Here is an 11,214-nt window from a genome sequence, read left to right as displayed (position 1 = left end):
ACACCACCGTCGTTGACCAACGACCGCCGCGGCAGCGACTGACACCCGATCAAACGAAAGCCGCCCCGGCATAAACCGGGGCGGCTTTCACCTGCCTATTGACAAACAATGCCTACATATCAGCTGGATTTAGTCGGGAAGTTCCGCCAGCCCGCGTCGCGGCTCCACAAGAGCACCCTTCGAGAACCTTCGGGCGCCAGCCACAGGTGCGTTACGGAGTCCGGGAGCGGTGGCGGGTCAGGTGGCAGCGTGTCCTCAAAAACGAGTTCCGAGGAGATACTGAACGGGAGGGCGCTGTCGTGCAGCGGGATGAACAGGTGGCGTTCGTCAGCGTCGGCCTTGGCGAGCTTCTCGAAATGCTTCTCAATATTGGGGCTTTTGAATGCCGCGCTGAGCGCGTTCGCAAAACCCGACAACGATTCATCGATAAAGCCGCCGCCGGCAACCGGCACCACCATCGCCCCAGGGTTTTTCAAGTCCTTCGCAAGTTGATTCGGGTAGCCAGTCATCTGGGATGACGACTCGGACACAAGCCATTGCAGGTCCGGGTGCGCCGATGGCTCCCACGCAATCTGGTACGGATACGGTTCCCCGGCGTGCTCGCAGATCAGGATGATGTTCTCGTAGCACTGCTTCAGCCGCCGCAGGTCTTCCAGCGAGCCGACCTCGATGTTCCACCACCAGTCACCGGGTAGTGGCCATTTGTGGTTGTCCTTGGCGAGCAGCATTGCGAGTTTAAGCGCACCTTCGGCCGCCAGATTTGTCACTTCGAACGCTGCTTTACGACCGTCCCGGAGTGTCAGGACTGCATCCACGACACCTTGGCGGCCATCGACGTCCCACGCTTCCGCCTCCGCAGCCTCGAGCACACGCACGGCGAGCAAACAGGCCGCCTTCTCTTGCCAGTCCAAACGATCGATTCCAATCAAGCGCGGTTGTTGAGTCACGCAGCCAGGCTACGACGGCCCGATGGGGAACCAGATCGCTTCGAAGTCGGCGTCTGAACAATTGATCGGTCCGCCGCTCTCTCCTCGGGGCGGCCCGATCTCATCCGGGGCGCCGCCCGGCCCACTCTCCCGACGGCGCCCCGGAGAAAACCCGTTAATGGAGTAGTTGACTACTCGCGGCAGACCCGACAAGTTCGCGCGATACTTTTGCCTAGCCGATGTTTTCTCTACCGAGCGGGTGGGAGGACAGACATGTCGTATGTGATCGCGGACCCAGAGATGATGACGGCGGCGGCAGCGGACTTGGCCACTATCGGCGCGAACGTCAGCGCGGCCCACATGGTGGCGGCGGCCCCGACCGTCGCGGTGGTGCCCGCAGCCGCCGATGAGGTGTCGGCGGGCATCGCGCACCTGTTCTCGGCGCACGCTCAGGGCTATCAGGCGCTGGCCGGTCAGGCGGCGGCGTTTAACGACCAGTTTGTGCAGACACTCAAGAGCGGTGGGGCCGCCTATGCGCAGACCGAGGCCAGCAGCGCCGCGTCCCTGCTGGGGTCGCTGTTGTCGCTGCTGCCGCCCTCGATTCAGGGCGATCTGGGGGTGCTCGTCGTCTTGATCCTTTTCAGCCCTTTGTGGTTGCCTTTTTTCTTCGGCGTGCTGGTCGAACTCATCGGCGCCATCCTGAAAGACCCAACGCTGTTGCCGGTGCTGCTGGCAGAGCTGGGGCTGTGACCGACCCGGTATTCAAAAGCCCGCACGGGGCAAATGAGCAGGGTGCGTTGAGCCACGGCACGTATTCGTGTCGGTCAGCGAATTCGGCCAGGAATCCGACGGCCTTCTCCTTTGCGTGGAACCGGCCCCGGGGACACCCCTAGCAGGACCGAGGCCGGCCCACTTCTCGGCAGCGCGCCGGGAGTCCCGCGGGATTAGCGCGGGGGCACTCTCGACCGACGGCCGCCAAGCCTTTATTCGATCCAGTTGAGCTCGTCGTCGCCGAGCGGTTCGTCGGCGGCGACGAGGTCCTCAAACCATTCCTCGAGGTCGAGCATTTATGAGCCGTACGTCGGCGTCTCAGTCAGCGTAATAGCGACAAACGACTGCGCGTAGCGCACCCCGAACGCCGCATATCCCCACACCGAAAGCAGCACCGATAATTGGTTGGCCAAAGGCTCGAAAGAGATTTGAGCGCGGGGGCCCGATTCGAAAAGAACCGCGTCGGAGAAACGCCCGACCAAAGCCGTCTGATCACTAATCTGCGCATCGACCACAACCGGAACGCCGAGCACTTCCCCGACGATTCCCTGCGCGTCCACGTTGCGCAAAAGACCAGCTGCGTTAAGCGGTCCGTTGGCGGTGGGAAGAAATAGCGGGCGGTTTGTGCTGTCGAGCTGGGTGATCCACGATCCCCAGCGAGCTGGGGAAACCACAATGGCGTCCGGGCCGAGGAAGCGATTCTTCCAGATGTAGGCGGTAGCCTGACCGAGCGCGCCGTAAACCGACGCGATCGCGTTGGTGCTCGCGGTGTACGCGCCGATGCTGCTGGTCTGCAAGATGCCGGTCAGTGTGTTGCCCGAGCCCGTCGTGTTCAGCACCTGGCGGTCGGTCTCGGCCGCGAACGCCGCCGTGAGATCCCGGAAGATTATGGCGTCCACTGCAACCGGTGACTGGTCAATCAACTGCCGAGATGCCGTTTGTTGGCCCGCAATCGTGACCACGTTCGACGTGACGTAACCGTCCGTCAAGTCGGTTTCGGTCACTGCCGTGTTCTGGGTGGCCTGGGGAGCGACCGCCGTACCAGTGAGGATCTTGGGAATGTTGACCTGCATGGTCGACGGAAGCGCTTCCTGCGCAACGATATTCGCCACCGGACGACTCGGCCGTGCATACGTGATGTACTGATCGAGCAAATACGCTGGCGGTACGAACGACCCGCCGTCACCGGAGGTGGTATTCAGATCAGTGCGGACTTCCACACCCGCATCCCGCATCTCTTCCTGGTGGCGTGCCAGGCGCGCCGCGGCCTCGCCGCTGACGTCACGTCCCGGCAGCGACACGGCCATGAGGTCCTTGAAAAAGGACCGGCGTTCGGGGCCGGTTTGGTTGTGCTCGGTGTAGGTCGCACTTTCTTTTAAGTACTCGAGCCTGGGGTCGTTGGTCATGCCATTTCCTTTGGTGGTGTCGGCCGTCGCGGCCGTAAAGAGTTTGTCCGCCGCGGAATGCAGCGCGGCCCGACGCTCGGCCAGGTAGGCGTTTTCCATCCGGACTTCCAGACTTTTGATGGTGTCTGTTAGTCGGCGAAACTCGCGGTCCTCTGCGTCCGTGAGGCGCTCGTCGGGGCCTCCGCGAGCTTCGGCGCGGGCGATAATCCGCTGGCGCGCCGCATCCGCCCTGTCGCGGAGGTCATGTAAATCGTCCATAGGTGTGTGCTTTCTGGGTGTGCCTTTAGATGGGCGCAGCGAACCGCTGCGCCTTGAAGGCAGGACAAGTCAAACGTGTGGATTTCCGCGGGTTCCGCGCCGTGCCAACGCCGGCAAACCAGGCGGTACAAGGTCCCTCGGCGCGGCGATCAAGATCGCGGGCGCAGGAGCGAGCCAAGCCTAATTATACCGTGCCCGGGTATGGTACGTAAACCCTATTGGTACTCGTCGATCTCGCTGTCGATCTTGCCGATCTTGTCCCGGAGGCGTTCTGCCCGCTCCTGCAAACCGTCGAGTTGCCGTGCGTAACGATTCCGGCGCTCGATCAGCACCTCGAGGTGGGCGCGTAGTTCCTCGTTCACGGTGTGCCACCGAGGTAGCGGGTGACCACAGCGTCGGCGGCTGCGCCGGTATTTAACGCCAGGCGGTCCAGCCACACCTGGACACCGCCCTGGATGGCACCGTCAGCATCAAGCTTGTTAAGGGTGCTCAGGAAGATGTCGGCCAACGCACCGAACACCAGCTCGAAGCCGCGTGGCTCGCTGCGCAGCGTCGCCATCATCTCGGCGGCCACGGGCTCCTCCGCATGGTGCGCCGCCAGCCAGCGGCAGGCCATGCTGGCCGCGATGGCGCCTGCGGCGTCGGATTGATCGGTCATGTTTACACTTTCCTCTCGATTTGTAACTTTTTGACCAGCGGGCTTCCGGCTGGTAGCAAACACGTTGTAACCACATTGCCGCACGTCAGCAATGTTTTTCTTTGCTGGCCCTGCAACGTTGTAACGGATCCTGACGGGCGATATGGCGTGGTGCGTGCCTCGGAGCCTGACGGATGGTTGCTAGATCCGATGGGGCTACCCATCTCCGCAGTTCAGATGGCATTTGCGGAGGGTATACGGGTGTAGCGTCCGTTGCTGGACTGGGCTCGCACGCAAACATGCAGGTCAGCCCGCGGAACGGATGTTTGGTCAACCAAATTTCTGTTCCGTTTTCGGGTTGCCGTGGCAACTTCATAGCTAATTAGCGTTGCGTACGAGTTCACCACGTCGGCCGCGTCCACTCGCCGGGCCCGGCCATCGGCGTGACCTGCCGGTGAGAATTGCAGCGCATGTGCGCGGGAGCAAGGTTGTCGAGCCTCCAAAACAGAGCCGGGTTGACGCTGCGGGGGACGACGTGTTCGGCAGTGAATCCGTCAGGATGATTGCCGCCGAGCCCGTAGTTGATCGGCTGGTGGCAATGACAGCAGGGCGCGTTGCGTGCGCGGCAGTCGGCCTTGAAGGTGGCTCGCAGCCGTTTCCAGCGGGGCGTGCTGTACTCGCCGCTCACGATGCCGCCTTGCGTGGACGCCGCAAGCTCTCATGGCTCACCCAGTCGTGCAGCCGGCCGGCCGTCACACCCGGCGGTCGCTTGACTGGTGGGAGGCTGTCGACCCACGCGCGGCAGCGGTCGAGCTGCGGGCACTGGTGACAGATCCCTATAGCGTGCTCGACCGCGGCAGGGTCGCTGACCTGGTCGAACAGATCCCATTGACCGGCACACAGTGCGCCTTCGAGATTTGGCGCGGCGCGGAGAGCGGACAAGATGGCGTCGAGTTGTGCGGCGCTCATGACGCACCGAACGCGGCGGCGGCGAGGCTGGTCACTTGCACGCTGATGGGCGTGTTGTCGACGGACAAAGTTACATTGCCGTAGCGCCCGACCTTGAGGATTCGGGAGCGGACGACCCGCGTCAGTGGTTTTCCCCACGGCCCGGGGTGGGTGATCAGGCGCTCCTCGCTGCGGACGCGGTGACGGGTGGATATGGAGTACGAGTCGGCGTAGCGCGCGATTGGGACGGGGCACCACAGCTCGTCGGCGGTCATTCGTGATTTCCTTTCGTTGCGAGTTGCTCGCAGTGGTAGCAGGCCTGTAGTTGGTTGGTGCATACGCAGCCAGGGCGGCGGGGTGTGGTTTCAGGCAGCGGCTTGTGGCCATTGAGGGTGGGAGTTTCTGCCTTTGTCTCTAGGGGATCGGTTACATCGGTTACATCGGGTGGGGAATCCACTTCGTTGAAAAGGTCTGTTGTGCTTGTAACCGCTGTAACCGATGAATCTTCTGCTTTGGGGGCACCTTCGTCGTCGAGGTAGCGACTCCACGCATCCTGGAACTGAGCGCGCGAATATCCCTTGATCACTTCGTCGCCGATGCGCAGTGCCTTCGACCCGATCCCGTACTTACTGAGTCGGTTTGCCAAACCGCGGGAATCGAGCGATTCGCCGCGCCGGATTGTTGCCCACGGCGATTCGTCCATCTTGTTCAATGCCGCCAAGATGTCGGTGGTCAACATCTTGTCCAGGCTCGACCCGGAGAACACCGTGCGGATGTCGCGCAAGAGCAGCACGCCGACGCTGGGCTTTCGCGCTGAGGATGCGGTTACAAGAGTTACAGCGGCTACACGAGCCACGTGGGGCCAGTCGCCGCCAGCGAGGTCAGCGACGGCCAGCAGACTTTCCCAGACGTCGGCGTCCCTATCGGTTACACTGTCGGGCATTGTCGGCCAGCCGTTTTCGAGCGGTTGAGCGCTGGTAGACCAGCCCAAGAGCCGCGCGTACAGCTGGGCGGCCTCTTTCCCATTGAGGCGCTGGCGCCATGGCTCAATGGGTTCATTCGGTGCGCGGCGGCGCATTCGGACTATGACCGATCTGGACATGATGGTGTCCGGCAGGTCATCCAACCCTGCTAACGCGACGGCGCAATACGCGGGCAGTTCCTCAGTCTCGACGATCTTGCCGCGGACAACACAGCGGCCAGCGATCGCGCCCTTGCGATGGCCGGCGTTGATCAAGCCTCGGATCTCTTCATGCTCTTTGGCTTTCGGTCCGAATATTGTGTCAATCTCGTCATAAAGCACGGTTGGCGCGCCGTCGGGGTCTGAGACCTTCCGGAACAGATAGGCCGGTGTGCAGTTGACCTGATGAATCGGGCGCGGCACCAGCGATTCAGTGACTTCTAACGCACGGCTCTTGCCGGATCCCGGCTCGGGGCTCAGAAAGGCGATTCGTGGTGTTGAGTCCCAGTGCTGCATGAACCAGCAGTGCGCGATCCACAACACGTGTGCAATGAGCGTGTGGACGCTTGGGTAGACAACGAACCGAGTGAGGAACAGCCGGATGTCGTCGAGCAGCTCGGCGCCATTAGGGTTGTCTTCGGCATACATTTCCAACAGCTCGTCGGAGCGGTCGACGTATTCGGTCATGAGACCATCCGCCTCGCCCACGGCCGCGTCGCGCGGAAGTCATTGAGCTGCCGAATCTTCTGCGCGATGCCGGACCAATCGGCCGCGGCCGAAATGTCACGTGACGCTTGGCATTCGGCTTCCTGGCAGGTCTCCACCCGTAATGCCCAATGCCGGGCCGCGTCGAGTAGTGCGGCCAGCTTCCGCGGGTCGTTATCAGTCAGGGAGCACCAGGCCCGGGTGCCGGCCATCGGGAATTCACCGACGCACTGGAGCCAGCCGGTGACGAACTCGTGGACATCCCACCACGACACCTGTCGGGACCAGTTGTTAAACTCGGTGGTACAGGTGCTGACCTGGTTGCTGGTGTCGGTCCCGGTTTCTGCGGAGGAGCCGGGACCTTCCCATTCGTGGCTCACGTGCTTACCCGCTCGTCTATGGGGATCAACATCTCAGACCACCTCGCCGACGAATTGCGCGTTCTCCCATGCGATTACGTCGCTGAGACGGTAGCGGGCGTGGCGGCCGAACAATGCGTATCGGGGTCCGCAGCCCTTGTGTGCCCATTGCGCGACCGTGGCCACGGGGACCCTCGCCCTATCGGCTACTTCCTGGCGGGTTAACCAGTCGTTCTCTGACATCAGCACTCCCTTTGTGGGATGGTACTCAATTTGCAGCTCTCCTGAGTTGCGCAGATGTAATTCCAACACATTTTGTTGATGTCCGCAAATGTGCTATGTTTTGCGTGTGTCCCCACAAAGTTGGGCGGATGAGCAGGCCGCCCGCGTTGCGCAGGCGATCCGCCAGTTGCGGAAAGATCGAGGTCGATCGGCCCAATGGCTTGCTGATCGAACCGCTGAACTCGGATACACCGTCACCAGGCCCGTGATCGCGGACCTCGAGAGTGGCCGGCGCAAGTACGTCACGACCGTCGAGCTGATGGTGCTGGCCCGAGCGCTGAACACGGCGCCGATCGCGCTGCTGTACCCCGACCCGCTCAGTGGTGACTCAATCGAGATGCTGCCCGGCTCTATGGCGTCCAAAACGGTGGCACTGCAATGGTTTTCGGGGGAAGTAGATGTACCGTCAGCGTGGGTGTGTGATGACCCCGACGAATATCGCTCCAACCTCGAACCGGTCGAGGCCGCGCGGAAAGTGTCCGATCTTGAGGGACGGAAGCTCACGCTGATGAAAGTGTTTCAGGGCCGCGACTCGGGCAAATGGGATGAAGCGACGGACGTGGTCCCCGAGATCACCCGGATCCAACGTGAGATCGACAAGCTACGGGGCACCGATGGCGGGTAGGCCACCGCTGCGGATCGGGCAGCACGGCAAGATCAACCGCACCTATCTCGGCGGCGGAGTTTGGATGGCGCGCACCCGGTTCCGCGATGCAGATGGTGTCACGAGGATCGTGGAGCGCCGTGGGCCTGCCGACGAACACGACAAGCACGGCAAGCTCGCCGCGGATGCGCTGGTTGAGGCGCTGAAGGATCGCCGGCCTCCGGGCGTGTCTGGTGACATCTCGCTCGATACGAGGATCGCGGATCTCATCGAGCAGCATCTTGCGCTGCTGGCGGAGAATGGCAAGTCGCCTTCCACGCTGACCACGTACCGCAGCGCGGCCCGTAAGCTGCGGAAGTTCAGCGAGGCGTTGCGCGTGGGTGATGCGACACCGGGTTGGCTGAACGCGGTGATCCGCTCGATGCGCCAGGCGCACGGCGCGAACATGGCCCGCCACGGGCGCACACTGCTGCGTGGTGCCCTACAGATCGCAGTGCTCGATGACGTCCTGGGCGCGAACCCGGTCGCTCAGGTGAGCCGTATTGAGTCGGATCGCAAACCCAAGGGCGCTCCCGCGCTGGACGTCATGCAGTTGCGCGAGCTGCTGGGCAATCTGCGGGCGTCGGAGGTGTGCCGGGCCGCGGATCTGGTGGACCCGCTCGTCATCTTCATCGCCACCGGGCTACGGCGCTCGGAGCTGTTGGCGCTGCGCTGGGAGGACTTCGACGAGAAGGCCGGAACGATCACCGTGTCGGGGAAGATCGCGCGGATCGAAGATCGCGCGGATCCAAGGGGAGGGCCTGAAGCGCCTTGACAGCGGTAAGACGCACTCGTCGCAGCGCACCGTCCCGTTGCCGGAGTTCGCCATCAGCGCACTCGTCGAGCGGCGCGGCCGGCCGTTCTGGGGCGAGCAGCGAATGATCTTCCCGTCGTCGGTTGGAACGTGCCGCGACCCCGACAACTTCGATAAGCAATGGTGGAAGGTTCGTGATGGCCTTGGGGTTCCCGATGTGACGTCGCACTCGTTCCGCAAGTCGGTGGCCACGATGATCGATGACGCGGGCCTGTCCGCGAGGGTCGGCGCCGACCAGATCGGGCACGCGAAAGTGTCGATGACTCAGGACCGATACATGCGGCGGGGGAAGGTTCACACCGAAGTTGCAGCCCTGTTGGACCGATCCATAACCGGTGAATAAGCGATGGCCATCGTCTCGTTTCGGTGCCCCCACCAGGACTCGAACCTGGGACCTGCGGATTAAAAGTCCGTAGCTCTACCAACTGAGCTATAGGGGCGCGAAGGTTCAGGATACTGGGTTAGAAACGAAGCTCGTTTGAGGATTCGGCCCGCGGTGACCTAAGCTGGCTTGGCTCCCAACGTAACCAATGTTGCGAGTACCCCGGAGAGATTCGGTTCTGGCCCCCTTCGTCTAGCGGCCTAGGACGCCGCCCTTTCAAGGCGGTAGCGCGGGTTCGAATCCCGTAGGGGGTACCTGCGACGCGGTAACGCGGAGTTGTAGCAAGGCCCTGTGGCGCAGTTGGTTAGCGCGCCGCCCTGTCACGGCGGAGGTCGCGGGTTCGAGTCCCGTCAGGGTCGCCAGCACGGCGAGGCACTCGCTGCCTTCCGGCCAGGTAGCTCAGTCGGTATGAGCGTCCGCCTGAAAAGCGGAAGGTCGGCGGTTCGATCCCGCCCCTGGCCACCAGTCTTGAGCTACACGGACGCGGTGACGGCACTCTACGGATGTTTCGGTGTGTCCGGTGCCTGGCCGTTCGCTTGGTTTGCGGGGGAGCTATGGAGCCGGTCGAGGTTTGTGGCTACGTGGTCGAGTTCATCGGCATAGAGATCGCTGTAGGTATTCGCGGTTGCGGAATTCGCTGCGCACCGCGGCCATCAGCTTGCCCAGCAGCCTGGACGAACCGGCGGGCTTCGGCGACGGCGCGGTCACAACCGCACCTGTCCCTTGGTGAACCAACCGGCCTGTTCCATGGCCCGCCGCGCGTCCTTCCACGGTGAGGTGCCCGTAGATCGCGGTCGTCGTGGGCACGTGCGCGTGTCCGAGCAGATGAGCGAACACCTCGATGCCTACGCCATCGCGCAGCAGCCGGGTCGCCACCGTGTGCCACAGCCAGTGTGGGACCGTTGGCTTTGTCGCGCCGTCGCACCGTCACTTCACGCTCGGCGGCGGCGATGTCGTTGTGCCGCAACCCGAGTGCTTCACCGATCCGCATCCCGGTGTCATAGGGCACAGCGAACAGCAACCGATCCCGCAACCGTTCACAGCCGTCCAAAACGGCCTGCACCTCGATCGGAGTGAGCACCCGCGGCAGCTTCTTTGGCACCTTCAACGCAATCACCCGCCGCGACCTCGGCGCGCTCTTGCTGATGTGATGCAGGAAGGGCTTCCGTCCGCCACGCCCACCGCCGACCTGCCACGACGTCAACAGTCCACCGACATCCACGCCGTCGCGTGCGGCGTAGGTGTAGAACGCGCCGACCGCCGAAAGCTCGCGGTTCACAGTCGATTCCGGGTAGTGATGCGGCACCGACGGCAACGCCGCGAGGCCCCCGTCGCGAGCCTGCGGCGGCAGCCGCAGCCGTGCAACGAACTCACCGACGTGGTCGAGCCGCACCGCCCGCCAGTCCAGCCCACGCTCGGCGAGGAAACCGAACCAGTCCCTCAGATCGTGCGCGTACGCCTTGCCCGTGTTCGGCGACCGCTCGATGTCGTTCAGATACGCCAGATACCGGTCGACCGGGGCTACTGGGGCATCGTCGTTGCCGAGAGCCGTCCACGACTCACGCGACGAAACAGAGGAGATGGCTCGTGCAACTTGCATCGTCCGCCCGCAGGCTCTGCCTCCTGGACGACTGCAGATAACCACGTCCAGCGCGCAGAATCAGTGACCTCAGCCCTGTGTGTCGGACATCGAAGACGCCGCCGAGCGAACTCGAGATAACAATCGAAAGTACCTTCGCCACAGTACGTTTGAGGACGAGAGTGACCACGGGGCCGGGTTCGCGCGCAGCCGGGCTGGCCATGGTCTACAAGCTCATCGAGGCCGCACCGGCCCGCTGGCGAGCTGTCAATGCCCCACACCTGGTCGGCCTCGTCCGCGCCGGCGCCACTTTCCACGAAGGCTAACTCCTCGAACGACCCATCTACATCACCCCACCCGAACTCCCGTATTGACAATTACTCGGGATCGCCCTGAGCGTAGGTACTGGCGATCATGACTCCTAATGGGATTCGATCAGCGTGTCCTTGACGGGGATCTTGGTTGTTGAGCGGGAGGCTGATCACCGAGCCGCCGGCCGGTGAGCACCCTTGGCTCCTGGAGCGATTGCCGATTCCTAGGGCT

General features: G+C 63.0%; 14 protein-coding genes, 4 tRNA genes and 3 pseudogenes. 8 read left to right on the top strand and 13 right to left on the bottom strand.

The window, feature by feature from the left end; all coding sequences use genetic code 11:
* Positions 1–119: 119 nt before the first annotated feature.
* Positions 120–947 (bottom strand): hypothetical protein, encoded by an 828-nt coding sequence (locus tag ACLP4W_RS27775; protein WP_442390573.1) that lies wholly within the window; start codon positions 945–947, stop codon positions 120–122.
* A gap of 252 nt (positions 948–1,199) precedes the next feature.
* On the opposite strand from ACLP4W_RS27775, the gene ACLP4W_RS27770 reads away from it, so the two are divergent.
* A complete protein-coding gene (locus ACLP4W_RS27770; protein ID WP_442390572.1) occupies positions 1,200–1,676 on the top strand; it encodes a PE family protein in 477 nt (158 codons plus the stop codon).
* Between the two features lie 317 nt (positions 1,677–1,993).
* On the opposite strand, the gene ACLP4W_RS27765 is transcribed toward ACLP4W_RS27770, so the two are convergent.
* From ACLP4W_RS27765 to ACLP4W_RS27725, 9 genes are all read right to left on the bottom strand, one after another.
* On the bottom strand, positions 1,994–3,361 hold the full coding sequence (locus ACLP4W_RS27765) for a phage major capsid protein (protein ID WP_442390571.1): 1,368 nt from the start codon (positions 3,359–3,361) through the stop codon (positions 1,994–1,996).
* A 215-nt stretch (positions 3,362–3,576) separates the two neighbouring features.
* Positions 3,577–3,723 (bottom strand): hypothetical protein, encoded by a 147-nt coding sequence (locus ACLP4W_RS27760; RefSeq protein ID WP_442390570.1) that lies wholly within the window; start codon positions 3,721–3,723, stop codon positions 3,577–3,579.
* On the bottom strand, positions 3,720–4,019 hold the full coding sequence (locus ACLP4W_RS27755; protein WP_442390569.1) for a hypothetical protein: 300 nt from the start codon (positions 4,017–4,019) through the stop codon (positions 3,720–3,722). The genes ACLP4W_RS27760 and ACLP4W_RS27755 overlap by 4 nt, the downstream gene beginning before the upstream one ends.
* A gap of 379 nt (positions 4,020–4,398) precedes the next feature.
* Positions 4,399–4,686 carry an HNH endonuclease gene (locus ACLP4W_RS27750; protein ID WP_442390568.1) on the bottom strand — a complete coding sequence of 96 codons (288 nt, stop codon included), beginning with the start codon at positions 4,684–4,686 and terminating at the stop codon, positions 4,399–4,401.
* Complete coding sequence (locus ACLP4W_RS27745) at positions 4,683–4,967, bottom strand: hypothetical protein (RefSeq protein WP_442390567.1); 285 nt, start codon at positions 4,965–4,967, stop codon at positions 4,683–4,685. Before ACLP4W_RS27745 ends, ACLP4W_RS27750 begins: the two co-directional genes overlap by 4 nt.
* On the bottom strand, positions 4,964–5,221 hold the full coding sequence (locus tag ACLP4W_RS27740) for a hypothetical protein (RefSeq protein WP_442390566.1): 258 nt from the start codon (positions 5,219–5,221) through the stop codon (positions 4,964–4,966). The genes ACLP4W_RS27745 and ACLP4W_RS27740 overlap by 4 nt, the downstream gene beginning before the upstream one ends.
* Complete coding sequence (locus ACLP4W_RS27735; protein ID WP_442390565.1) at positions 5,218–6,594, bottom strand: DUF3631 domain-containing protein; 1,377 nt, start codon at positions 6,592–6,594, stop codon at positions 5,218–5,220. Before ACLP4W_RS27735 ends, ACLP4W_RS27740 begins: the two co-directional genes overlap by 4 nt.
* On the bottom strand, positions 6,591–6,992 hold the full coding sequence (locus tag ACLP4W_RS27730) for a DUF2742 domain-containing protein (RefSeq protein WP_442390564.1): 402 nt from the start codon (positions 6,990–6,992) through the stop codon (positions 6,591–6,593). The genes ACLP4W_RS27735 and ACLP4W_RS27730 overlap by 4 nt, the downstream gene beginning before the upstream one ends.
* A gap of 33 nt (positions 6,993–7,025) precedes the next feature.
* Positions 7,026–7,214, bottom strand: coding sequence for a helix-turn-helix transcriptional regulator (locus ACLP4W_RS27725; RefSeq protein WP_442390563.1), 189 nt, complete (start codon positions 7,212–7,214; stop codon positions 7,026–7,028).
* A 106-nt stretch (positions 7,215–7,320) separates the two neighbouring features.
* Between ACLP4W_RS27725 and ACLP4W_RS27720 the strand changes: the two genes are divergently transcribed.
* The 3 genes from ACLP4W_RS27720 to ACLP4W_RS27710 are packed head-to-tail and all read left to right on the top strand — an operon-like array spanning position 7,321 to position 9,053.
* Positions 7,321–7,878 carry a helix-turn-helix domain-containing protein gene (locus tag ACLP4W_RS27720; protein WP_442390562.1) on the top strand — a complete coding sequence of 186 codons (558 nt, stop codon included), beginning with the start codon at positions 7,321–7,323 and terminating at the stop codon, positions 7,876–7,878.
* Positions 7,841–8,671 carry a site-specific integrase gene (locus tag ACLP4W_RS27715; RefSeq protein ID WP_442390561.1) on the top strand — a complete coding sequence of 277 codons (831 nt, stop codon included), beginning with the start codon at positions 7,841–7,843 and terminating at the stop codon, positions 8,669–8,671. The genes ACLP4W_RS27720 and ACLP4W_RS27715 overlap by 38 nt, the downstream gene beginning before the upstream one ends.
* A 37-nt stretch (positions 8,672–8,708) precedes the next feature.
* Positions 8,709–9,053: a tyrosine-type recombinase/integrase gene (locus tag ACLP4W_RS27710; protein WP_442390560.1), complete on the top strand. Its 345-nt coding sequence runs from the start codon at positions 8,709–8,711 to the stop codon at positions 9,051–9,053.
* A gap of 24 nt (positions 9,054–9,077) precedes the next feature.
* Here the strand turns inward: ACLP4W_RS27710 and ACLP4W_RS27705 are convergent.
* Positions 9,078–9,150 (bottom strand) — tRNA-Lys (locus ACLP4W_RS27705).
* Between the two features lie 123 nt (positions 9,151–9,273).
* Here ACLP4W_RS27705 and ACLP4W_RS27700 point away from each other — a divergent pair.
* The 3 genes from ACLP4W_RS27700 to ACLP4W_RS27690 all read left to right on the top strand — a co-directional run bounded on the left by ACLP4W_RS27700 (position 9,274) and on the right by ACLP4W_RS27690 (position 9,557).
* Positions 9,274–9,346, top strand: a tRNA-Glu gene (locus ACLP4W_RS27700).
* A gap of 31 nt (positions 9,347–9,377) precedes the next feature.
* Positions 9,378–9,454 (top strand) — tRNA-Asp (locus ACLP4W_RS27695).
* 26 nt (positions 9,455–9,480) lie between these two features.
* Positions 9,481–9,557: transfer RNA gene (locus tag ACLP4W_RS27690), tRNA-Phe, on the top strand.
* Between the two features lie 32 nt (positions 9,558–9,589).
* Here ACLP4W_RS27690 and ACLP4W_RS27685 read toward each other — a convergent pair.
* Positions 9,590–9,724, bottom strand: a pseudogene (locus tag ACLP4W_RS27685) (site-specific integrase); the annotation flags it as partial.
* A 72-nt stretch (positions 9,725–9,796) separates the two neighbouring features.
* Positions 9,797–10,692, bottom strand: a pseudogene (locus tag ACLP4W_RS27680) (tyrosine-type recombinase/integrase).
* Positions 10,693–10,814: 122 nt separating this feature from the next.
* On the opposite strand from ACLP4W_RS27680, the pseudogene ACLP4W_RS27675 reads away from it, so the two are divergent.
* Positions 10,815–10,997 (top strand): annotated as a pseudogene (locus ACLP4W_RS27675) (hypothetical protein); the annotation flags it as partial.
* Positions 10,998–11,214 lie beyond the last annotated feature (217 nt).

Origin of the sequence: Mycobacterium sp. (assembly GCF_052145595.1) — a bacterium.
In the GTDB taxonomy this organism is placed as follows: Bacteria; Actinomycetota; Actinomycetes; order Mycobacteriales; family Mycobacteriaceae; genus Mycobacterium.
The sequence above is the reverse complement of the archived record's forward strand: the minus strand, read 5'-3'. Positions and strand labels throughout refer to the sequence as shown.